This is a genomic window from uncultured Algibacter sp. (assembly GCF_947490405.1).
Taxonomy (GTDB): Bacteria; Bacteroidota; Bacteroidia; order Flavobacteriales; family Flavobacteriaceae; genus Algibacter_B.
In genome coordinates, this window is sequence record NZ_CANLGU010000002.1 from 26,514 (window position 1) to 48,781 (window position 22,268).

The window sequence follows — 22,268 nt, forward strand, 5'->3', positions numbered from 1 at the left end:
AAATAAACTTTGAAAATTTATACATCAATTTGGGGATTGTTTTTGTTTTGCTTTATCACTAAACGTTTTTGCTTTGGTTGTATTGTTTAACAAAGTATGCGCCTTACTAAGTTGATTATAAAAATCGGCTTCCATTTTAGTATCGTCAATAATATAATCTAAACCAGTTTCAAGAGTTTCTATGGCATCCTTAGCTTCATTAAGTTCGTTTAAAGCCACTCCGTGTATTAAATATAAAACGGGTTGAGACGGATAAATCTCCAGAGCTTCACTACTCTTTTCTTTTGCTAAATCGTACTTTTTTAAATCCAAATAAAGCAACATCACATTTCTTAATATACCAAAGTTATTAGGCTCTAGTTTAAGTGCAGCCTCAAAATTTTCCAAAGCTTTTACTTTATCATTTTTAGCTAAATAATATTGCCCTAATTCTTCAACAGATTTACTATCATTAGCATCACTAACCATAGCTGTAGCTTCAATTAAATCCGTTTCGTATTCCGGGTTTTTCTTTACAAACTTTACAAAATCTGAGAGTACTTTTGCCTTGGCTTCAGGTTTAATTTTTGAGCTTTCAACCACTATTTTCATAGATTCAATAGCTTTTTCAGCATCATTATCATCCAAATAAAATTTGTATAGAGCCAAATGTACCAGTTGTGAGTTTGGGTTAATCTTCAATAACTCTTTAGCCGTTTCAAAAGCCTTATCCTTTTCATTATTTTCACTGTAACGATAAATAAGTGCCAAATAATTAGACTCCTTTTCTGGATTACTTTCAACACGACTTTCTAAATTCTTTATTTGGTCTTTTTTACGCCCTGTAGCTTCATAAATTCGGTTTCGCATAATATCTCTACTAACCGATACACCAAACTCTGCATCCAACGTATCTAAAACCTCTAAAGCTTCATCATACTTTTTCGTTTTCAGATAAAGCGATGCCAAATCTTCTTTATAATCGGGATGAAATCTAACCAACTGCTTAACAGTCTTTAACGCTTTATCATGTTCATTTTGAGAAGCATAAAAACCATAAAGTTCATCTAAAAACCACTCATTATCAGGATCTTTTTCTACGGCCTTTTTTAAAGCGTCTTCAGCAGCTCCAAAATTTTTAAGTTTACTCTGGCTCTTTCCCAATTCAAAATACAAAACAGGCACAGAGTTATCAATTTCTATACATTTTTGTAAAGCTTCAACAGCCCTATCATAATTCTCAATACCCTTTTGTTTCAAAGCTTCATAAAACAATTCCTGAAATCTATCTTCATTATCTCCTAAATCGTCATCAGGTGTTTTATTGAAATCTACCTGCGCATGGTTTAGCTGAGGAATAGCAATTATTCCAAAGAAAAAAAGTATGTAAATTAATCTTTTCATTACATATTATTTTGGGCGTTACCCACAAGGGGTCGGGCTTTCACTACTCAATCCCACTCCCGACAGCTATCGGGAGTGGGGATTTCAAACATACCGTTCAATCCCTAACGCAACCATCCTCCAACATTAGGCTTACGTTTGGGTTTGTTTTTATCAGCTTAAAGATTCTTTTTTTTAAAGAAATTTTATTCTAACACAGAATAATCGCCTATGCTTATACTAGTAAACTCACCGTTGTACTTAACGTTATTACCAATCATAGCATTATCTAAATTAGCATTTTTGATGCTTGTATTCGTTTGGATTAAGCTATTTTTAATAGTAGCGTTTTCAATAACCGTTCCATTTCCAACAGAAACAAACGGACCAATAGTTGTGTTTTTCAACACCACATTTTCACCAACAAAACAAGGTTCAATAATGTTGGCATTTTCCAATTTAGCCGAAGATGCTACTAATTGCTCCTCGCCATCAGTTTTTAAAAAGCCTAACATACGTTGGTTAGTTTCAATAGTTATGGCTTTATTTCCACAGTCCATCCATTCATCAACCGTTCCTGTTTTAAATATTTTACCTTCAGCCATCATGCGCTTAATACCATCATTAATTTGGTATTCGCCACCATTCATAATGTTTTCATCCAAGATTTCTTGAAGTTTTCCTTTTAAAACAGCAACATCTTTAAAATAGTAAATACCAATTACCGCTTGGTCGCTCACAAAGCTTTCAGGTTTTTCAACTAGCTCTACAATTTCATCATTGTTATTTAACTTAACAACACCATAAGCTTCTGGGTTATCCACTTGTTTTGTCCAAATTACGCTATCTGCTGTCGGATCTAAATCAAACTCCGCTCTTATCAAGGTATCCGCATAAGCAATAACTGCAGGTCCTGAAAGTGAAGGTTCTGCACACATGATAGCATGACCTGTTCCAAGCGGTTTGTCTTGTCTATAAATGGATGCTTTAGCCCCTAAATCAGTTGCCAATTTTTCTAAACTTGAAACGACATCGTCTCCAAACCATGCTGGATCTCCTAAAACAAATGCTATTTCATCAATAGGTTGTTTTAAAACTTTAGCAATATCTTTTACCAATCTGTGAACAATAGGTTGTCCTGCAACAGGGATTAATGGTTTTGGTACTGTTAAACTGTGTGGGCGTAATCGAGAACCTCGACCTGCCATGGGTACTATTATTTTCATTTATTTTCTATTTGTCATTCCCTTGGAGAAGGGAATCTTTTTAATACTAAAATATTTATTTCAATTAGGTTTCGACTGCGCTCAACCTGACATATTTTTTACTTCACACCTGTACTTCCAAAACCTCCTTCGCCACGTTCAGTAGAAGATAATTCATCAACTTGAACCCATTCCGCACGCTCATGTTTAGCAATAACTAATTGTGCAATGCGCTCACCGTTTTGGATGATAAAATCTTCGTTTGAAAGATTCACCAAAATCACTCCTATTTCGCCTCTATAATCGGCATCAATAGTCCCAGGTGTATTAAGTACTGTAACACCTTTTTTAGCTGCTAAACCGCTTCTTGGGCGCACTTGGGCCTCAATACCAACTGGCAGCTCTATAAACAAGCCTGTGCGCACTATACTGCGTTCTAATGGCTTTAATACTATTGATTCTGATATGTTGGCACGTAAATCCATTCCTGCTGAAGCCATCGTTTCATAATGCGGCACATCGTGACTGGATTTGTTGATTATTTTTATGTTCATCTTTTAAGTCTTTTTTAATATCAATTTTAGCTCCTTTCTTTCCAAGAAAACAACTAAAGCTATAAAGAGTAACAAAAATACAGTTCCTAATAAAATATTTCTATCAAAAAGGTAATAAGTTATGAAACTAAACAAAGTACTTATTATAAGGTAAATGGCTATTCGACTCACATCATACGGTACTGGATAATACTTTCTCCCAAGTATATAAGAAATTAACATCATCAAGCCATAAGCTATTAGTGTTGCATATGCGCAAGCCATAAAGCCAATTTTTGGAATGAATATGATATTAAAACCAATGGTAATAGCTGCACCAATAAGAGAAATATACATACCAAAACGTGTTCGGTCTGTAAGCTTATACCAAATAGAAAGATTATGATAAATACCTAGACAAAGATTAGCTAGTAACACTATTGGCACTATATCTAAAGCTAATAAATAACTTTCTTTTTTTATAAAAATAGGTCTTAATACATCTATATAAACAACTACAATCATTAACCCTAAAGCACCAACAATTGTAAAATACTTTAAAACGGTAGCATAGACTTGGGTTGCATTTTCTTTATCGGAATGATTAAAGAAAAATGGTTCTGCTCCCATTCTAAAAGCTTGAATAAACAGCGTCATAAAAACTGCTAATTTATAACAGGCACTATACGCACCATTAATAAACTCACCTTCAATTTGTGGCAACAACCATTTATCTAAATTTTCATTAATTACAAAAGCTAAACCAGCAACCATAATAGGCCAACCGTAATTTAAAAGTTGTTTTAAAATTTTAGGCTCAAAATTTAGTTTAGCCTTAAAAAAGTACGGTAAAACGAGAGTTAAAACGACTGCACTTGCTATAAGGTTGGCTATAAATATGTATTCTACATTATTTTCTACACTAAATAACGATCGTAACCCTTCTGAACCATAAGTTTTAGATAAAAGAAGTACATTTAAAAGCACTATAATAAACACATTAATTAATTTAATTGATGCGAATTTTATTGGTCTTCCAGTAACTCTTAAATAAGCAAACGGAATAACTATTAAGGTATCAATAAGCGTAATGCCAACAAGAAGCGAATAGAAGTCTGTATTTATCCGTAAGACCTCTGAAATTGGGACTCTAAATAAGAATAGTAATATTCCGAAAATAAAAGTACTTACAACAATGGTAATCATTGCTGTTGATAACACATCCTTCTTTTCTTTATTCTTACTGAAAAACCTAAAGAATGATGTTTCCATCCCATAGGTTAAAATCACATTAAAAAAAGCAGCTACAACGTAAAATTCTGTGTTTTCAGAATAGCGTTCGTTTGGAAGTACATCAGTATGTAATCGCACTAAAAGAAAGTTAATTAGCCTAGGTAGCACAATAGCTAAACCATAGATAACTGTGTCTTTAAAAAAAGTTTTTAATACGCCCAAAAAGTTATGTTTTATATGCCTAAAAATACGTTTTTAGCTAACGCTAACCAAAGATAAGTTATTGCTTATAAGACGAGAAACAAAAAGACCTGTCAGGTTTTGAAAACCTGACAGGTCTGATATATTTTAATGAGATTCTGAAACAAGTTCAGAACGACACAACTTATTAGTTATTCAAAGCTTCTGCACCACCAACAATCTCAAGGATTTCATTAGTAATAGCTGCTTGACGTGCTTTATTATACGTTAATTTCAATTGATCCCTCAATTCTGTTGCATTATCAGTTGCTTTGTGCATTGCCGTCATACGTGCTCCATGTTCAGAAGCAAAAGAATCTCTAATACCTTTGTACAATTGTGTTTTTAAAGACTTAGGAATTAATTCTTCAACGATCTCTAATTTCGATGGCTCAAAAATATAGTCCGAATTAGCATTAGCTTCGCTTTCAACAGGAACTATAGGCAAAAACTGCTCTGTCATTACAATTTGAGTGGCTGCATTCTTGAACTTGTTATATACAATTTCAATTTTATCAAACTCGCCAGCAACAAATTTATCCATTAAAAGTTGAGCGATTTCAGCAACATTATCAAACGTTAAATCATCATAGACTTCACTTTTGTTGGCAATAACATTATTGGTTTTTTTGAAAGCGTCATTAGCTTTTTTACCAATAGCAAAATAAGAAACCTCTTGATTAGCATACGTTTCAGAAGTTAATCTGCTAACTTCTTTAATAATGTTTGAGTTAAAAGCACCAGCTAAACCTCTGTTAGACGTAATAGCTACAATAAGCACTTTCTTTAATTCACGTTGTTCTGAATATGCACTTCCAGAATCTGCATCTAAAGTTGCACTTAAACTTTGTAAAAGCTCTGTTAACTTATCAGCATAAGGACGCATTGCTGTAATAGCATCTTGGGCCTTCTTTAGCTTTGCAGCAGATACCATTTTCATGGCACTTGTAATCTGCATCGTTGAAGATACCGAAGATATTCTGTTACGTATTTCTTTAAGATTCGCCATTCTCTAATCTTTAGTTATTAGTAGTTAGTCTATAGTCTGGTGACTAACGACCAAAATCTAATTAATACTTTCCTGATAAATCTTTAGCTACAGCTGTTAATGTATCTGTAACCTCATCAGTTAATTTACCTGCTTTTAAAGTATCTAAGATACCTCTGTGCTTAGCGTTTAAGAATTCTATGAAATCTCTTTCAAATTCTTTTACTTTATTTACAGGAACATCTTTTAATAAATTCTTAGATCCAGCATAAATGATTGCTACCTGATCTTCAACAGTAAATGGATCGTTTTGCGCTTGTTTTAAGATTTCAACATTACGTTTACCTTTCTCAATTACATTTAAAGTAACAGCATCTAAATCTGAACCAAACTTAGCAAATGCTTCTAGCTCACGGAACTGAGCTTGGTCTAATTTTAATGTACCAGATACTTTCTTCATTGATTTTATCTGTGCATTACCACCAACACGAGATACCGAAATACCTACGTTAATTGCTGGACGTACACCAGAGTTAAATAAATCTCCATCTAAGAAGATTTGTCCATCAGTAATCGAAATTACGTTTGTTGGAATATATGCAGAAACGTCTCCCGCTTGTGTCTCAATAATTGGTAAAGCTGTTAAAGAACCTCCACCTTTCACTAATGGTTTAAGTGAATCTGGTAAATCGTTCATGTCTTTAGCAATAGAATCATCATTGATAACTTTCGCAGAACGCTCTAATAATCTAGAGTGTAAGTAGAAAACGTCACCTGGATATGCTTCACGTCCTGGTGGTCTTCTTAATAATAATGATACCTCACGGTACGCCACTGCTTGTTTAGATAAATCATCATAGATAATTAATGCTGGACGACCAGTATCTCTAAAATACTCACCAATTGCAGCACCTGCCATAGGAGCGTATACTTGCATTGGCGCAGGATCTGATGCATTTGCAGCAACAATCGTTGTGTAAGCTAATGCACCTCTTTCTTCTAATACTTTTGCAATGTTTGCTACAGTAGATGCTTTTTGACCTACAGCAACATATATACAATATACAGGCTCACCTGCATCATAAAATTCTTTTTGATTTAAGATGGTATCGATACAAACAGTTGTTTTTCCTGTTTGACGGTCACCAATAACCAACTCACGTTGCCCTCTACCTACAGGAATCATCGCATCGATAGATTTAATACCTGTTTGTAATGGCTCTGTTACTGGCTCACGGAAAACAACACCAGGCGCTTTACGCTCTAATGGCATTTCGTAAGTATCTCCAGAAATTGGTCCTTTTCCATCGATAGGGTTTCCTAAAGTATCAACCACACGACCAACTATACCTTCACCTACATTAATAGAAGCAATACGCTCTGTACGTTTTACAGTAGACCCTTCTTTTACTCCAGATGAACCTCCTAATAATACAATACCAACGTTATCTTCTTCAAGGTTAAGTACAATACCTTCTAATCCGCCTTCGAATTCTACTAACTCACCATATTGTGCGTTAGATAATCCATAAGCACGTACAATACCATCACCTACAGTTAATACAGTTCCTACTTCATCCAATGAAGCACTTGCTTCAAAACCTGAAAGTTGTTTTTTTAAGATTGCTGATATTTCAGCTGGTTTTACTTCTGCCATCTTATTATTTATTTAGATCTGTTAGATCTTAGTTTAATGTAAATTCTTGTTTTAATTTATTTAACTGATTTGCAACACTTGCGTTGTACTGCACATCGCCAATTCGTAAAATGAAACCACCTAAAATGCTTTCATCTATAATGTTTTCTACTTCAACTTTTTTACCCGTAAGTTCTTTCGCCTTAGCTAAAACTTGCTTTTTTAAATCTGCTGACAACGCTACTGCTGTAGTAACTGTAGCAATTTGAACACCTTTAGATGCTTCGAATAAATCGTTATATTTTGAAGCTACATAACCTAAAATATTAATTCTATTGTTATCTACTAACGTATCCACCAAATTTATTGTTAATTTATTAGATGTTTTAAAAACCTCTAACACAACAGCTTTTTTATCTGAAGAAGACACTACAGGACTGTGAAGCATATCGCTTAGCTCTTTATTGTCTGCAATTGTTTCTGCAATAAGCTTCATATCTTTATTTACAGCTTCAGCTGAATTTTGATCTGATGCTAAGCTTAACAGTGCTTTTGCGTAACGTATTGCTGCTCTTGCTCCTGCCATTATTCTTATTTTAATGATTTTTCAGCTAACATTGTTTCAACCAATTGTAATTGCTTGTCTTTGTTAGATAATTCAGTACGTACAACTTTTTCAGCTATTTCTACTGATAAGTTAGCAACTTGAGATTTCAAATCGGCTATAGCAGCTTTCTTTTCAGATTCAATACTAGCTTGTGCTTGAGCGACTAATTTAGCAGCACTTTCGCTTGCTTCAGTTTTAGCATCCTCAATCATTTTATTTTTCATTTCACGCGCTTCCTTAAGCATTTCTTCTCGCTCTGCTCTGGCTTCTTTTAATAGCTTTTCGTTATCAGCTTGAAGGTTTTGCATTTCTAGTTTTGCATTTTCAGCAGCATCTAATGCATCTTTAATACCATCTTCACGCTTTTCAACAGCATCAAGTATTGGCTTCCAAGCAAATTTTCTTAAAAGTAAAACTAATCCAATGAACAACACTAATTGCCAAAAGAATAATCCTATTGAAAACTCATTAATTAACTTTTCCATTTATCTATATAGATTTTAATACATAATAAATTTTAAAAAACAGCTTTAACCAACCGTTAAAGCTGTTTTTGTTTTTTTAAGCTGCAAATAAAGCAGCAAATCCAATACCTTCAATAAGTGCTGCTGCAATAAGCATAGCTGTTTGGATTTTTCCAGAAGCTTCTGGTTGACGTGCAATGGCATCCATTGCAGATCCACCAATTTTACCGATACCTAAACCAGCACCAATAACGATTAAACCTGCTCCTACAATGTTTGGAATTGTCATAATGTATATATATTAAAAATTAAACATTCTTTTTTAATGGTCTTCATGATGTTCTTCAACAGCCGACCCGAAATACAAAGCAGATAACATAGTAAAGATATATGCTTGTAGTGCTGCAACCAAAAGTTCTAATAGAGATAAAGCAAATGCCAAACCAAATGATAATGAACTTCCTATCCAGTTTTTAAATATGAACATTAAACCAATGATACTCATTAATACAATATGACCCGCAGTAATGTTTGCATACAAACGAATCATTAATGAAAATGGCTTAATAATAGTACCTAACAACTCAATGGGCGCTAAAATTATTTTCATAGGTGTTGGCACCCCTGGCATCCAAAAAATGTGTCCCCAGTAATTTTTATTAGCTGTAAATGTTGTTAAGAAATATGTAATTAATGCTAAAGCTAATGTCACTGCAATATTGTTTGTAACATTTACTCCTAGTGGCGTTAATCCTAATAGGTTAATTATCCAAATAAAGAAGAATACAGTTAATAGATATGGCATATACCTTTTGTATTTCTTTTCACCAATATTCGGAACAGCAATATCATCTCTTATATAAAGAATTATAGGCTCTAAGAATCTTCCCATACCCCTTGGAATACTACCTGTTTTATATTTTTTTGCCATTCGGCTAAACATAACAAACATTAACAATCCTACTAAAAATATGGTAAACACGTTTTTAGTAATAGAAAAATCTATAGGTTTTATGTTTGTTGGATGATGATCATCATCAAGATTGATAGTTCCAGCAGCATCCGTTTTATATACTTTATTATGAAATAAGGTGTAATATTCTCCATTAACTTCGGCTACCGACTCTCCGTGATGAAACTTTGAAGAAGAGAATATCTTTAAGCCATTATCCCATAAGATTACCGGTAAAGGAAAACCAATGTATTTATGTTCTCCAGCACCATTAGTGTAAGACGTTAAACTAAAATCATGCGAGTCCAGTAAGTGATGATTTATGTATTCTTTTATTTCAGTTTTTATATCCCCCTCGCCCTCATGCTTTTCTTCTTTAGCAAAAGAAAATGTTGTAATCATTAAGAAGAGCAAACAAATCGTTTTTCTAGAAATAATATTTTGCATATCACTTATATAAATAGTGGCTTAAAAATCGGTGCAAAGGTATACTTTTATATCAAAAGCCAAAAACAAAATTTAATATTATTTACTATCTTCAATTATAACTAATTATAATTGTCCAAACTATTGAGAAACTTGGATAAAACAATACTTTCGGTAATGAGACAAATTACATAGGGAATGAAAAATGTTAAAAATTCTAACCTACTTAAATCACCATCCGCATTGTATTTAGGAAAAAAGAAAAAAAAAAGAACACAAACTTAAGCATGCTGGCTCCCATAAAAACAAAGCCTAATTGATCTTTTAGTTTTTTTCGCAATAAAAAAAGAAGAAGAATTACTCCACAAGCTAGTACAACATTGATAATGTAAGAGTATAGGATTTCATAAAACTCTATTTGGTAGGTTATTACAGAATTTACAACTGAGTGAATTATAAATGCTATGATAGCAACACAAATAACTACTAAACAATTAGAAAAAAGCTTTCTATGATTCAAGGGTTAATTTTCTTTATTTGTTGAAGTACAGCATAAAGGGAAATAGCAACTCCAAATAAAGTGCAGATAATTAAAAACGTTTTAGAATCAGCACTAAATTTGCCATCAAGCCATTTTCCTAACAAAACAAATAAGTATATAGTAGCACCCATTTGTATAGCTATTCCTGTTAAAGCGGCAATTTGTTTAAGCTGTTTTGCCGGCTTCTGGTTTTCTTTGTTGTTGTTGTGCTTGTACGCCATTACCATTGTTCATTTCTTTTACAGTGCCTTTCATAACACATGTAACATTAAACGTTGCTCCTGGTTCTACAGCTAACTTACCTGCTACCACCTCGCCTTCAATATGTGCAGACGATTTTAAAGTTAGTGTTCCTGATAGCGATAATTTTCCTGAAAACTTACCTTCAAAATAAGCATCGGTACCATTTAAGGTGCCTTTAATTAATCCTGATTTACCTACTACAACTTTACCTGAAGTTTTAATATTTCCATCAATAATACCGTCTATTCTTAAATCGCCTTGACTATTAAAGTCGCCAACCATTTTAGTGCCTTGAGCAATAATATTTTGGCTTGATGTACCTTCTGCCATTTGTTTTTCTTTTTTGTTTTCAGAGAACATAATAATTTGGGGTTAAGTTTAATTGTTATCTAGATTCAAATACGTATCCAAATTTTTGTGAATTTGAATAATTTGATAATTTGTAGATGATGCTACAAAATAAGGGGCTTTTATTTTCTTTTGATCGTCTTCGGTTAATAACTGATCAAATGTTTTTGCTACTTGCTCATTTTTCAATCCATGCACTACTACAAACTTAGTTTTAGGGTTGTAAACATCAATAGAAGCATTTAGTTTGTAATACCTTACGTTTTTCAAAACCGTATCCAATGTTTCCTTAAAACCTGCAATTGCCTCTGTTTGGGGTTCTTCAAATTTAAAAATAACTTTGTAATTATCTGAAATACTATCAACAGACTTAACAAACTCTTTATTAGCCACTTTTGGTAATAAATTAGCCTCTATATCTTGTGCTTGTTTGCCCTCAGGTGTATTTGCATAGGTTATAGCTAAGTAATTAATCGCTTTTTTATACGCTTCATAACCATATAAACGCCCCATAGCTGTAGCTTTTAGCAATTCAAATTTTGGCACCAAAGGTTCACCATCAAAGGTTTTTATATAATCTTCACTTTTAGAAACAACTTCAACATATTCCTGATTTTCATGCTGTATATATAAAGCTTCATATAAGCTTTCAGGGCTATTCTCATCTCGTTCTGTCACCAACTCTGGATTCTTCAAAATGGTTGCATATCTAGAATCTGGATATTTAGCAATAATTTCATCTTTAGCTATAGATGCTTCATCACTTTCGCCTAACAATTCATAAATCTTAAATAAATTATATTTTGAAGGTAATACCAATCGTTCTTCTGGATTACTTTTTAATAAATTTTGAAATTTATCTTTAGCTAATTCATACTCTTTAAACTTCTCTTTATAAATCAATCCTAATTGATAGTAGGCATAATTTCTATCTTTAGAGATACTATCAATTTCTTTTTCAGAGGATGGTATTTTAGAAATATAGAACTGAGGATCGAAACGTTCTTCATCTGAGGCAGTAGCCAAAACATCATTAGTATTTGACGTGTTTCCTATATTTGAAATCCCGCTGCTAGACCATCTCCAATTATCTTCTAATGGCCTATCTCCCCATTTTTTTACAAACTCATTTTTACCAAAAGCTACTGTGGTTGGGTTGTAAAAATAAAATGCATTGGATTGTGCTTGTTGTGGCCCTACACGATTTTGCTGTGATCCAATACCATTATTTACAGTAACTAAACCACTATTACGCTCAGCAGCTTCCTGTTTTTCTTTTTCTGCTTCTGCCTTTTCTTTCAAATCATCAACAAACGACTGAAAATAAGCAACTCGCTCAGTGTCTGGTAAATTAACTAGCCTTAAAACACTGTCGTTAACTTTGGCTATAGATTCGTAATAAATAACATCTTCTAAGTTATCTCGCTTACGTTTTATAACACGATAAGGTTTTGAGTTTAAAACTAAATTACTCATTGTACTATCATAATATTCTCCTGCTTCTGCATAAACTGATGCATCAAAATTCATATCGCCAAGAGTTTCATAAGTTTTGGCTTTAAGGAGTTTATCACGAGTATCTGTTCTTAAAGATTTATTGTAGTAGGCTACTGCCAATGAATCTGAGCCATTTTTTAAATGAAATGCTCCTATTTGATGATATATTTTATCCAAATATGGCCGATTCTCTCTATTTTCTTCTAGTTCTGTTAGTAATTCTGTTATTTCTAGTTTGTCACCATTTTCAAAATCAAAATTTTTAACCTTTTCTAAATGAGCAGAAATCATATAGATTCTGGGTGTTTTTCTATTGAGCTCAATTACTTTATCAAAAGCAATATTTGCACTGTCTTTGTACCCCAGTTTATTATAAAGTTGGCCCTGGATAAATCTATAACGTCCACGTTCATCATTATTTTTCGTGGCATTTGATGCTATTTCTAAATTTGTGATTGCTGTATCAATAACTTTTAGATTTAGATATGCTTGTGCCAATATTGATGTAGCATCAGCTAAATCTTGACCTTCTAACTCTTCTTGTTTTAGAAGACGCTTCAAGTTTTCAATAGCTAATTCGTTATTGTCTAACCTAATATTGGTTTTTTCTCGCCATACTTTAGCTTGATTAATCTTATCACTAGCGGGATATTTATAAAGTATATAGTTTAATGCTTCTAAGGCTGGAATAAAACGCTGGTCAAAATATCTGGCTTTTCCTAAAAGTAGATAAGCTTCATCCATTTGAGGGTTCTTTTCCTTACCATCAATATTCATACTATGTTTTTGAATGGCTTTTGCTGCTTTTTCTTCAGCTCTGGTAAAATTTTCATTCTTGGACTGACCCGGAAGCACAATATCTTCAAAAATCTGCATGCGCTCAATAGGAAGTACTTCCCAATAATTGTCAAAATATGCGTCATTAAGAGTACTCTTTCCTTCTTCTAAGGCATTGTAGCCATTGTAAAGCGCATTAAATTCTGCTGTAACTGCATGAAAATTTCTATTGATGAATTTATCTTTTTTCCTAGAACAACTCAATCCTAGAAAAGTTAAGAAGATAAGAAGTAGTATGGCCTTAGTAGGTGTTTTCAAGTGCTGGTATTTTTAGTCTAAATAATAACTATAATCTCTTGTTATTATTATATAGAATCGTAAAAATAAGCATCTTTTTGTATTTACCTAAAAATGCAATGACTTTTAAACAAAAGGGTTAGTTGGCAAAATGCGCTTCTAACTCCTTTAATGTTGCAGCACTAGTAGCTAAATCCTTTACAACTTCTCCTTTTTCCAAAACCACTATGCGTTCGCAAACATCTGTAACATGCATTAAATCATGACTTGAAATTAAAACAGTAATACCTTGTTTTTCAGCTAATTCCTTAATTATATTTTTAAGACGTATTTGTGTTGTTGGGTCTAGGTTTGCAAAAGGTTCGTCTAAAATTATCACTTCTGGGTTTCCAATTAGGGCCGCCACAATGCCTGCCTTCTTTTGGTTCCCTTTACTTAAATCACGTAAATACTTTTTTTGACCCAGTATTTCGCCATGGAAAAAATCTTCAAATTGTGAAACCAGTGAGTCTACATCAGCTTTATTTTGTCCGCGTAACTCGCCGATAAAATAAAAATATTCCTCTGGTGTTAAATAACCAATTAAAAAACTTTCGTCTATAAACGCAGAAGTAAAAGGTTTCCAATCTTCACTTTTATTCACTTGTACACCGTGGCTTTCAATATGACCTGTTGTGGGCTGAATTAAATCTAGAAGCAAACTAAAATATGTGGTTTTACCTGCACCATTATTCCCTACCAAACCAAAACTTTGCCCTTTAGGAATCTCCAAAGCTTCAATATTTAGCACTTGATTACCACTATATTTTTTTGATAAATTAGATGTTGTTATCATAATATGATTGTATTAGTTGTTTTGATTGAAAGCATCAATCATTTTATATTTTGAATCTAAATATTTTTGAGTAATAGTTTTCATTAGTTTTTGATGAAATACAATACCTACTACACCAAGAATAACCAGTACTAAACACGCTATTTCAAAACCAATTAAAAAATGGAATGCTGCAAACAAACCCATGGGTAAAAGCAATAACGGAATACCAATTAACCATTGTACTGCTCCTGTACCTTGATAATTAAATGCTGCTTTTTTACTTAAGTCTATCTTTTTTCTGTTGAAAGAACCCCCTAATAAAATCACATGTGTATTCACTCCAATATTATAAACTGCAGCCGCAAAATGCGCTAGTAATATTTTCCATCCAAAGAACACATAAGGAATACCTAAAACAAATAAAATCAACACACTTACAGCCATTAATGTGAATTTTGACTTTAAGTATTGTTCATACTTAATGTTTTGACTCATAAGTAGTTTGTAGTAACCACTATCCCAAGCTGGGATAAATTGCCCAAAATTAATTAAGAATATGCCTGTTGAAAAGACACCAATAAAAACAAAAAACCATTCTAGGTTTTGGTATATAGGTTGAGGATAGAAAAACAAACCATATAGCAAACCTATTGCTACCATCCAAACTGAAGACTTTGTACGCTTATTACGCCAAATCAACTTTAAATCTAACTGCATAAAAGGTGCTATATCTCCAAAATTCTTTGTCCATTCTAAATTTGAAGTATTTACTTCTTTAATTATTGTTTTTAAACCACTATCTAAAAACAGCTTTTGTCTTAACAATTTAAAGTTTATAATGTAGCAAACTACAAGGATTAATAAAGGCACTACAATTAAAAAAGGACTATGATATATCGCATTAAAAGCGCTACCAATAATATTATTGAACGAAATTATATCAAAGTGGTTTAATGCATACAATCCTCCTGCGACTAAAATTATTGGCAAAAAGGATAATTCTTTTTCTGCTGAAAAACTTTCAATTATAAAATTTAAGAAGTTTATAATTAAAACCACAATAATCAATGCAAGCATCCAAACTAAAACATTTGTAACTGGATAATCTTTGGTGATCAGTGTAATTCCAAACGGAATGATGGCAAATAATGGTAAAAAATTAAAAAATGATACCGCTGATTTCCCCAACACATAATTTACAACCTTGCTTCTTTTAACAGGAAGCGTTAGCAAGGGCTTTACACTCATTACTGGAAGTTTCTGAAAGAAAAAGCGAAGTACTAAATCGGCTATTATCCAAAAGAAGAGAAAACTGTTAACAATTAATAAAGGATCTTGATCTGGATAGACTTTTTTAAGTCCCGGAAAAAGCAACACACCCATACCCAAAAACATCGCTATAAAATAAAGGCTTAAAAAACCCATAAATATTTTGATTCCTAAACTTTTCCCAAAACTAGCAGACCTAAAAAAAGCCTTCCATTCTAAACTTAAAAATCGTTTTATCATTTTTTGGTGGTTTTAGTTTTCTTAAAAGTAAGTGTTATAACCTTTTGATTTGTTACACTTTTTAGAATATTATTTTTGATTTTGAATTATTCACCACGAAACTTTGGGTTTACTAATGCACGCATATTCTTGATATAACTCTCTAATTCTGCAAGTTTATCTACAGTTTCTTTGGTACCAGCCTCGGTAAGTCTATAATATTTACGAACCCTGTTTCCAATCCTTGAAATCTCAACGTCCAATAGCCCTTTAGCTTTTAGCTTATGAAGCGCTGGATATAATGCGCCTTCTGTAAGTTGGAGCTCATTTTTTGTGATTTCCTTTACCTTCTGAGTTATCTCATAACCATACATTTTATCATGCTCGTTTAAGAGTTTTAAAATAATGGTAACTAGACTCCCTTTATATAAGTTTGTGCTTTTCATCGAGCAACAAATATATGCATAATTTTATTATGCATAATTTTCTTATATATTACTTTTTATAGAAAAAATAAGCTTTTTCATTAAGGCTTCACTATTTTTGCTTAAAATTATTTGTATGTCATCATTTCACAAACTTTCAATAAAAAATATAAAAAGAGAAACAGATAAAGCTATTAGCATCTCATTTAATGTCCCTGAGAACCTTAAAGAAACTTTCAAATTTACAGCCGGACAATACATTACTTTAAAAACAGAAATTATTGGTAATGAAGTGCGCCGCGATTACTCGCTTTGTGTATCACCAAAAAGTGAAGAATTAAAGGTTGCTGTTAAAGAAGTTAAAAACGGTACATTTTCGGCTTATGCAAATAATTCTTTAAAAGCTGGAGATACTATAGAAGTTGCGCCACCCAAAGGACGTTTTACCTTTGAGCCAAACGATTCTAAAACTAAAAACATAGCACTTTTTGCTGCTGGTAGTGGTATAACACCTATTTTGAGTATTGTTAAATGTGCTTTAGAAGAAGAAGTGCATAGTAAAGTTATACTAGTTTATGGTAACAAAACTACCCATGATACCATGTTTTTAAATGAACTTTTAGAATTACAACACGCTTATAAAGATCGTTTTTCAATACAGTTTGTATTTAGTCAAAAGGATGAAGACAATGCTATTTTTGGTAGAATTGAAAAAAGTACGGTTAATTATGTTATGAAAAATAAACACAAACATGTTGAGGTTGATGCCTTTTATCTTTGTGGGCCGGAAGCCATGATTCATACTGTGAAAGATGTTTTACTCGAGCATAACATTAAAGAAAACCGTATACATTTTGAGCTTTTTAAAGCCGCTAAACCCACAGAGATAAAAGAAGAAGCCGTTGTCACAGGAAGTACTAAAATTTCTGTTATTGTTGATGATGAAACAACAACTTTTGAGATGTCTCAAAAACAAACTATTCTTGAAGCTGCATTGGATGAGGATATTGATGCTCCTTATTCTTGTCAAGGCGGAATTTGTAGTAGTTGTTTAGCAAAAATTACTGAAGGGGAAGCTACCATGAGACAAAATAATATTTTAACCGAGAGTGAAGTGGCTGAAGGTTTAATTCTTACTTGTCAAGCGCACCCAACAACTTCAAGTATTACTATAGATTATGATGATGTCTAAAAACATAATCTATTAATATAAAGATAATTAATATCTTTAATTAAACTATTAATTTAATTTTATTAATTATGCTATCTGGTGAAATACTTGCCGCAGCTTCTTTATGATTTTCTGGATACTTATTTCCATAAACTGATGTCGGAATTAATGGAAACTTACTTCTATCCGCTACTAATGCATAATCATCTGGTTGATTAAACGGTGTAAAACCAGCAAAAGGATGTGTAACGCCCCAAATAGTAATCACTTTAACACCAAGCATCGCTGCTATATGCCCATTTCCAGAATCCATGGAAACCATAACTTCTAAATTTGAAATTACATTCATTTCTTCATCAAGCGATAATTTTCCTGCTAAACTTATAGTGTTATCATAACGTTCTTCAAATTCTTTAAGGATCTCTATTTCATCTTTCCCTCCTCCAAATAGAATAATTTGATACTCTTTGGATAGATTTTCAATAACCTGTTTCATCAAACTTAAAGGATACATTTTTCCTTCATGAGCAGCAAATGGTGCAATACCAATTAATGGTTTTAAATTATTTCCAATTAAACTTAGAAGTTTTGAGTTTAATACAACCTTTTTAGGGAATCTAGGTTTAGACAAATCCAATTTATACCCCAAAGCTTCAAATACATCAGCATAACGTTGATGGGTCTTTTTAAGTTGCTTAAAGACATGTCCAGAGGTAAGCAATCGTTTTTCTTTTCTACCTTTATCAATAGAAATAAAACGTTTACACATTAAAAATTTCTTAAGCACTTTAGTTCTTAAAACATTATGCAAATCGGCTACTACGTAAAAATACTTTTTGTTTAGTTGCCTTGATAATTTATAAAGTCCGTAAATACCTTTATGCTCGCCTTTAACATCTGCTGAAAACACCTCAACATGTTCTAAATCTCTGAAAAAAGGTTTGAAAAAAGCGCGAGTTAAAACCGTAATTTTTAATTCAGGGTATTGATTGGTTAGTGCACTTAAAACAGGAACCACCATAGCTACATCACCCATTGCTGAGAGTCGTATAACTAAGATGTTTTTTTGTTTTGGCATCTCAAAGATGGTGATGAGATCCTGAAACAAGTTCAGGATAACAAATAGTTATTTTTGAGAACGTAATACTGGATTCAACTCGTCATCATTATACATCTTCATCTGTTTGTAAACTTTCATGTATTTGTCACCGTTTTCGATATCACTTAAAAGGGTATCGATGGCTGTAGATAAATCATCACGTTGTTCTAATAAAATATCTAACTTTTTTTGACAAGCTGCTTTGTGTTCAGTAGAAGCATCATTACGAGTAGCTTCCTCATTCATGTGATAAATTTTTAATGCTAAAATTGACAATCTATCAATACCCCAAGCAGGACTTTCTGTATTAATTGTAGCATTTACCTTAGCAGTTACAGCTTTATACTTCTCAAGAAAATAACTATCAATGTATTCTACCATATCAGTTCTATCTTGGTTTGAAGCATCAATTTGACGTTTCAAAGTCAAGGCAGCAACAGGATCTATTTGCGGATCGCGAATAATATCTTCATAATGCCATTGAACGGTATCAATCCAGCATTTTCTATATAACAAATGCTCTATTAAGTCACTTTCAGGATAAGCATTCGCAAATGACTGGTCAACGGTATTAATTACATGGTACTTTTCAATAACCTCTTGAAATATTTTATTCGCTTTATTTGTAAACATATTACGTGTCATTTAAAGCACAAATATAGGCTATATTTGGTTAACTTTATTATCGAAAAACCGACGTTAATTATGCATATACACAACCTTTCTCAAGAAAAATCAGTACTCAATACGTTTCTTTCTGAAATTAGATCAAAATCAGTTCAAAAAGATAGTATGCGTTTTAGAAGAAACATGGAACGCATAGGCGAGATTATTGGCTATGAAATGAGTAAAAGCTTAGATTATAAAACCAAAGCTATTGAGACACCTTTGGGGGCATCAACCGTTAGTCTGCCTCAAAATGAAATTGTTCTTTGCTCTATATTAAGAGCTGGTATACCTTTACACAATGGGCTTCTTAACTATTTTGATGCTGCAGAAAACGCTTTTATCTCTGCCTACAGGCATCATAAACATAACCCTGAAAGTTTTGAGATTATTGTAGAGTATTTGGCTTGCCCTAATTTGGAAAACAAAACGCTAATCCTAGCTGACCCCATGTTGGCTACTGGACAATCAATGCTTGCTACTTTTGAAGCTCTAAAACCTTTTGGAACTCCTAAATCTGTACATTTAATAAGTGTTATTGGTGCCCAAAATGGGGTTAAATTTATTAAGGAAAACTTTGATAGTAACACACATTTATGGATTGCTGCTATTGATGAGACTCTAAGCAGTAAAGGGTATATTATCCCTGGGCTTGGTGACGCAGGCGATTTGGCTTTTGGAGAAAAACTACAACAGTAACAAAACAAAAGGTACTAGAATCAATACCGCTAAAAAAATTTCTTTGAACCATTCTTCTTGAATAATCTCAATATAATTAGCTACTATAATTGCTAAAGGCGCAAATAAAAATAAAAATTCGCTTCCGTTTTTTTCTGGTACTTGAAGTACAATAAAAAAAGCAATAAAAGCTGCTAGGATAATCGTTTTAAACGATACTCTAAATGCTTTTTTCTTTTTCTTTATATTTTTTAAATAGAATATAGAAGACCATATACCAAAGGATAATAGCACTGTGATGGCTATTAAATATTGAATTGAATTATAATTACTAAAATCGTAACTAACACTTGGTGAAACGTTTAGTATTTCAAAAAAATTATCATATAAAATTATTGAAATAGCACAAGACAGTATAAAAACAGCACTCAATCCAATAAAAGGTATTATCCAATGTCTGATATTATTGTCTGTATAAAATGCTAGAGACAAAATGATAAGAGCGAAAAATAAAATAGCCCAAAAATAAAATAATGCCGCAATTCCAATCCAAATTGCAGCATCAAAAAGCTTCTTTTTAGTGTTTTTAGGCGAACGTAAACTAACTATTCTTCTTAAACCTAATAAAACAAAAAAGTTAGAAATTAATACATTTGAGTTGCTTGTAGTTTGTGAAATAAATAATAAAAACAAACTGAATAGTAATATTTCGTAATTGTTTTTATTGGTTAAACTATTCTTGCTCACAATAAAATTTAAAAGCAATATGGAAGCAAAAATTATAAAAAGTAAAACAGATTGTTTTATGACAACATCTAAAGAAAAATCAACATTAACTCTAGCCATTACAAAGGCTAAAATTGCAATAAAAAATACTAGGGCAAAATATAATGGTCTAGATTTATTAAAAAAGCTTGTTATCATTAACTGTTTTTGTATTTTTGCCTTGTAAATATACTAACTATAAAATAGTTAGTAATTAATAAATAAACACAAAATGAAAGATTTCTTTTACGCTATACAAGACTTATTTGTTAATGTTCTTTTTTCACCTCTTGATGCTTTAAGAGCTTTAGAGCTTGAAAACTGGTTTTTAGCTAATGGTATATCATGGATATTCATGATTATAGGTTTTATAGCCATGGTATATTGGATGATACAATTGAAAGGTTTTAATGATAATAATGAAGAAGATAAAAGTATTTCTTCTCATTCATTCTTATAGGTCGAATCCGATATCTTTACGATAATAAATCTTATCAAAATGTAGTTTTTCTATACTTTGGTAAGATTTTTTTATGGCCTCTTGGTAGGTATTTCCATAAGATGTAATAGCCATAACTCGCCCTCCAGAAGTCACAATATTACCATCTTTAATTTGAGCTCCTGCATGAAACGGGATAGAATCTGTTATTGCATCAACCCCTGTTATAATTTTTCCTTTTTCGTAAGCTTCAGGGTAACCTCCAGAAACAGTCATGATTGTAGTTGCTGCACGCTCCTCAATTTCAATATTTATTTTGTCCAAAGTCCCACTAGCCATAGCCTGAAGAATTTCAACAAAGTCATTTTTTAATCTAGGTAAAACAACTTCAGTTTCTGGATCTCCCATTCTTACATTATATTCAATAACTTTAGGGTCGTTACCAACTTTTATCAATCCAATAAACACAAATCCAACGTAAGGTAAATTATCCTTTTTAAAGCCTGCAATAGTTGGTTTTACAATACGCTCTTCAATTTTATTTAAAAACTCATTCGTTGCAAAAGGTACCGGAGAAACAGCCCCCATGCCTCCCGTATTAAGTCCCGTATCTCCTTCACCAATACGTTTATAATCTTTAGCTGTTGGCAATATCTTGTAATGCTCTCCATCAGTTAATACGAAACAGCTTAATTCAATTCCATCTAAAAATTCTTCTATAACAACCTTAGTACTTGCTTGTCCAAATTTAGCATCAACCAACATACTTTTTAATTCAGCTTTAGCATCATCCAAATCATTCAAAATAACTACACCCTTACCTGCTGCTAAACCATCAGCCTTTAAAACGTAAGGTGGGTTTAGAGTTTCTAAAAACACATAACCATTTTCAACAGTTTCTTTTGTGAAACTCTCATAAGCTGCAGTTGGAATATTATGGCGAAATAAGAACTCTTTTGCAAATTCTTTACTGCCTTCTAGTTCAGCCGCTTTCATTTGAGGCCCAATAACCGAAATGGCTTTAAGCGCCTCATCATTTAGAAAAAAATCATGAACACCTTGTACTAAAGGATCTTCTGGCCCAACAACAACCATATTAATATGGTTTTCTATTACTAATTTTTTTATTGCAGGAAAATCAGTTACACTAATATTTACGTTGGTAGCTACTTCTGCAGTACCTGAATTTCCTGGTGCAACAAATAGTTTTTCGCATTTTGAACTTTGAGCAATTTTCCAAGCAAAAGTATGCTCTCTTCCTCCCGAACCAAGTATTAAAATATTCATCTATTTTGTTTTAGTTTTCCGTCTTCACGGAAATGACAAATGACTGTTTTTTAATGCTGAGCATTAAAAGCTAGTTTTAAGTTT

23 protein-coding genes are annotated in these 22,268 nt (G+C 32.5%); 3 read left to right on the forward strand and 20 right to left on the reverse strand.

What is annotated here, in order from left to right; genetic code table 11:
* Positions 1 to 24 precede the first annotated feature (24 nt).
* The 16 genes from Q0772_RS04075 to Q0772_RS04150 all read right to left on the reverse strand — a co-directional run bounded on the left by Q0772_RS04075 (position 25) and on the right by Q0772_RS04150 (position 16,100).
* Positions 25 to 1,383, reverse strand: coding sequence for a tetratricopeptide repeat protein (locus Q0772_RS04075; RefSeq protein ID WP_298340646.1), 1,359 nt, complete (start codon positions 1,381 to 1,383; stop codon positions 25 to 27).
* A gap of 185 nt (positions 1,384 to 1,568) precedes the next feature.
* Positions 1,569 to 2,588 (reverse strand): sugar phosphate nucleotidyltransferase, encoded by a 1,020-nt coding sequence (locus Q0772_RS04080; RefSeq protein WP_298340648.1) that lies wholly within the window; start codon positions 2,586 to 2,588, stop codon positions 1,569 to 1,571.
* Between the two features lie 98 nt (positions 2,589 to 2,686).
* Entirely contained in the window at positions 2,687 to 3,121 is a 435-nt protein-coding gene (gene dut / locus Q0772_RS04085; RefSeq protein ID WP_298340650.1) for a dUTP diphosphatase, read from the reverse strand.
* Positions 3,122 to 3,124: 3 nt separating this feature from the next.
* Positions 3,125 to 4,555, reverse strand: coding sequence for an oligosaccharide flippase family protein (locus Q0772_RS04090; RefSeq protein WP_298340652.1), 1,431 nt, complete (start codon positions 4,553 to 4,555; stop codon positions 3,125 to 3,127).
* 166 nt (positions 4,556 to 4,721) lie between these two features.
* The gene (gene atpG, locus Q0772_RS04095; RefSeq protein ID WP_298340654.1) at positions 4,722 to 5,582 is read right to left on the reverse strand and encodes an ATP synthase F1 subunit gamma; all 861 of its coding nucleotides are present in this window, start codon (positions 5,580 to 5,582) and stop codon (positions 4,722 to 4,724) included.
* Between the two features lie 61 nt (positions 5,583 to 5,643).
* On the reverse strand, positions 5,644 to 7,218 hold the full coding sequence (atpA, locus tag Q0772_RS04100) for a F0F1 ATP synthase subunit alpha (RefSeq protein ID WP_298340656.1): 1,575 nt from the start codon (positions 7,216 to 7,218) through the stop codon (positions 5,644 to 5,646).
* 28 nt (positions 7,219 to 7,246) lie between these two features.
* Entirely contained in the window at positions 7,247 to 7,783 is a 537-nt protein-coding gene (atpH, locus tag Q0772_RS04105) for an ATP synthase F1 subunit delta (RefSeq protein WP_298340658.1), read from the reverse strand.
* Positions 7,784 to 7,788: 5 nt separating this feature from the next.
* On the reverse strand, positions 7,789 to 8,289 hold the full coding sequence (locus Q0772_RS04110) for a F0F1 ATP synthase subunit B (protein WP_298340660.1): 501 nt from the start codon (positions 8,287 to 8,289) through the stop codon (positions 7,789 to 7,791).
* Positions 8,290 to 8,365: 76 nt separating this feature from the next.
* Positions 8,366 to 8,557: an ATP synthase F0 subunit C gene (atpE, locus tag Q0772_RS04115; RefSeq protein WP_046746066.1), complete on the reverse strand. Its 192-nt coding sequence runs from the start codon at positions 8,555 to 8,557 to the stop codon at positions 8,366 to 8,368.
* A 33-nt stretch (positions 8,558 to 8,590) separates the two neighbouring features.
* The gene (gene atpB, locus Q0772_RS04120; protein ID WP_298340663.1) at positions 8,591 to 9,667 is read right to left on the reverse strand and encodes a F0F1 ATP synthase subunit A; all 1,077 of its coding nucleotides are present in this window, start codon (positions 9,665 to 9,667) and stop codon (positions 8,591 to 8,593) included.
* A 495-nt stretch (positions 9,668 to 10,162) separates the two neighbouring features.
* A complete protein-coding gene (locus tag Q0772_RS04125; RefSeq protein ID WP_298340665.1) occupies positions 10,163 to 10,408 on the reverse strand; it encodes an AtpZ/AtpI family protein in 246 nt (81 codons plus the stop codon).
* Entirely contained in the window at positions 10,353 to 10,790 is a 438-nt protein-coding gene (locus Q0772_RS04130; RefSeq protein ID WP_298340667.1) for a polymer-forming cytoskeletal protein, read from the reverse strand. Before Q0772_RS04130 ends, Q0772_RS04125 begins: the two co-directional genes overlap by 56 nt.
* An 18-nt stretch (positions 10,791 to 10,808) precedes the next feature.
* Positions 10,809 to 13,370 carry a tetratricopeptide repeat protein gene (locus Q0772_RS04135; RefSeq protein ID WP_298340669.1) on the reverse strand — a complete coding sequence of 854 codons (2,562 nt, stop codon included), beginning with the start codon at positions 13,368 to 13,370 and terminating at the stop codon, positions 10,809 to 10,811.
* Between the two features lie 118 nt (positions 13,371 to 13,488).
* Positions 13,489 to 14,184 (reverse strand): ATP-binding cassette domain-containing protein, encoded by a 696-nt coding sequence (locus Q0772_RS04140; RefSeq protein ID WP_298340671.1) that lies wholly within the window; start codon positions 14,182 to 14,184, stop codon positions 13,489 to 13,491.
* A gap of 12 nt (positions 14,185 to 14,196) precedes the next feature.
* Positions 14,197 to 15,675 (reverse strand): DUF5687 family protein, encoded by a 1,479-nt coding sequence (locus Q0772_RS04145; protein WP_298340673.1) that lies wholly within the window; start codon positions 15,673 to 15,675, stop codon positions 14,197 to 14,199.
* A gap of 86 nt (positions 15,676 to 15,761) precedes the next feature.
* Positions 15,762 to 16,100, reverse strand: a complete 339-nt coding sequence (locus Q0772_RS04150) for a PadR family transcriptional regulator (protein ID WP_298340675.1) — start codon at positions 16,098 to 16,100, stop codon at positions 15,762 to 15,764.
* A 115-nt stretch (positions 16,101 to 16,215) separates the two neighbouring features.
* On the opposite strand from Q0772_RS04150, the gene Q0772_RS04155 reads away from it, so the two are divergent.
* Entirely contained in the window at positions 16,216 to 17,271 is a 1,056-nt protein-coding gene (locus tag Q0772_RS04155; RefSeq protein WP_298340677.1) for a ferredoxin--NADP reductase, read from the forward strand.
* Positions 17,272 to 17,311: 40 nt separating this feature from the next.
* On the opposite strand, the gene Q0772_RS04160 is transcribed toward Q0772_RS04155, so the two are convergent.
* Both Q0772_RS04160 and Q0772_RS04165 read right to left on the reverse strand, forming a co-directional pair.
* Entirely contained in the window at positions 17,312 to 18,328 is a 1,017-nt protein-coding gene (locus Q0772_RS04160; protein ID WP_298340678.1) for a glycosyltransferase family 9 protein, read from the reverse strand.
* Between the two features lie 48 nt (positions 18,329 to 18,376).
* Positions 18,377 to 18,982 (reverse strand): DUF4254 domain-containing protein, encoded by a 606-nt coding sequence (locus tag Q0772_RS04165; protein WP_298340680.1) that lies wholly within the window; start codon positions 18,980 to 18,982, stop codon positions 18,377 to 18,379.
* Between the two features lie 72 nt (positions 18,983 to 19,054).
* Here Q0772_RS04165 and upp point away from each other — a divergent pair, with 72 nt between their 5' ends.
* Positions 19,055 to 19,714, forward strand: coding sequence for a uracil phosphoribosyltransferase (gene upp, locus Q0772_RS04170; protein ID WP_298340682.1), 660 nt, complete (start codon positions 19,055 to 19,057; stop codon positions 19,712 to 19,714).
* On the opposite strand, the gene Q0772_RS04175 is transcribed toward upp, so the two are convergent.
* Positions 19,703 to 20,617, reverse strand: coding sequence for a DUF6427 family protein (locus Q0772_RS04175; protein ID WP_298340684.1), 915 nt, complete (start codon positions 20,615 to 20,617; stop codon positions 19,703 to 19,705). The two genes, upp and Q0772_RS04175, sit on opposite strands and share 12 nt — an antisense overlap.
* Before the next feature lie 73 nt (positions 20,618 to 20,690).
* On the opposite strand from Q0772_RS04175, the gene Q0772_RS04180 reads away from it, so the two are divergent.
* A complete protein-coding gene (locus tag Q0772_RS04180) occupies positions 20,691 to 20,918 on the forward strand; it encodes a uracil phosphoribosyltransferase (protein ID WP_298340686.1) in 228 nt (75 codons plus the stop codon).
* Here Q0772_RS04180 and purD read toward each other — a convergent pair.
* On the reverse strand, positions 20,913 to 22,184 hold the full coding sequence (purD, locus tag Q0772_RS04185) for a phosphoribosylamine--glycine ligase (protein WP_298340688.1): 1,272 nt from the start codon (positions 22,182 to 22,184) through the stop codon (positions 20,913 to 20,915). The genes Q0772_RS04180 and purD overlap by 6 nt on opposite strands.
* Between the last annotated feature and the right edge of the window lie 84 nt (positions 22,185 to 22,268).

Bases quoted from the DNA above. Each gene is read 5' to 3' on its own strand.
- Q0772_RS04075 (WP_298340646.1), bottom strand. From the start codon at position 1,383: ATGAAAAGATTAATTTACATACTTTTTTTCTTTGGAATAATTGCTATT.
- Q0772_RS04080 (WP_298340648.1), bottom strand. From the start codon at position 2,588: ATGAAAATAATAGTACCCATGGCAGGTCGAGGTTCTCGATTACGCCCA.
- dut (WP_298340650.1), bottom strand. From the start codon at position 3,121: ATGAACATAAAAATAATCAACAAATCCAGTCACGATGTGCCGCATTAT.
- atpG (WP_298340654.1), bottom strand. From the start codon at position 5,582: ATGGCGAATCTTAAAGAAATACGTAACAGAATATCTTCGGTATCTTCA.
- atpA (WP_298340656.1), bottom strand. From the start codon at position 7,218: ATGGCAGAAGTAAAACCAGCTGAAATATCAGCAATCTTAAAAAAACAA.
- atpH (WP_298340658.1), bottom strand. From the start codon at position 7,783: ATGGCAGGAGCAAGAGCAGCAATACGTTACGCAAAAGCACTGTTAAGC.
- Q0772_RS04110 (WP_298340660.1), bottom strand. From the start codon at position 8,289: ATGGAAAAGTTAATTAATGAGTTTTCAATAGGATTATTCTTTTGGCAA.
- atpE (WP_046746066.1), bottom strand. From the start codon at position 8,557: ATGACAATTCCAAACATTGTAGGAGCAGGTTTAATCGTTATTGGTGCT.
- atpB (WP_298340663.1), bottom strand. From the start codon at position 9,667: ATGCAAAATATTATTTCTAGAAAAACGATTTGTTTGCTCTTCTTAATG.
- Q0772_RS04125 (WP_298340665.1), bottom strand. From the start codon at position 10,408: ATGGCGTACAAGCACAACAACAACAAAGAAAACCAGAAGCCGGCAAAA.
- Q0772_RS04130 (WP_298340667.1), bottom strand. From the start codon at position 10,790: ATGTTCTCTGAAAACAAAAAAGAAAAACAAATGGCAGAAGGTACATCA.
- Q0772_RS04140 (WP_298340671.1), bottom strand. From the start codon at position 14,184: ATGATAACAACATCTAATTTATCAAAAAAATATAGTGGTAATCAAGTG.
- Q0772_RS04145 (WP_298340673.1), bottom strand. From the start codon at position 15,675: ATGATAAAACGATTTTTAAGTTTAGAATGGAAGGCTTTTTTTAGGTCT.
- Q0772_RS04150 (WP_298340675.1), bottom strand. From the start codon at position 16,100: ATGAAAAGCACAAACTTATATAAAGGGAGTCTAGTTACCATTATTTTA.
- Q0772_RS04155 (WP_298340677.1), top strand. From the start codon at position 16,216: ATGTCATCATTTCACAAACTTTCAATAAAAAATATAAAAAGAGAAACA.
- Q0772_RS04160 (WP_298340678.1), bottom strand. From the start codon at position 18,328: ATGCCAAAACAAAAAAACATCTTAGTTATACGACTCTCAGCAATGGGT.
- Q0772_RS04165 (WP_298340680.1), bottom strand. From the start codon at position 18,982: ATGTTTACAAATAAAGCGAATAAAATATTTCAAGAGGTTATTGAAAAG.
- upp (WP_298340682.1), top strand. From the start codon at position 19,055: ATGCATATACACAACCTTTCTCAAGAAAAATCAGTACTCAATACGTTT.
- Q0772_RS04175 (WP_298340684.1), bottom strand. From the start codon at position 20,617: ATGATAACAAGCTTTTTTAATAAATCTAGACCATTATATTTTGCCCTA.
- Q0772_RS04180 (WP_298340686.1), top strand. From the start codon at position 20,691: ATGAAAGATTTCTTTTACGCTATACAAGACTTATTTGTTAATGTTCTT.
- purD (WP_298340688.1), bottom strand. From the start codon at position 22,184: ATGAATATTTTAATACTTGGTTCGGGAGGAAGAGAGCATACTTTTGCT.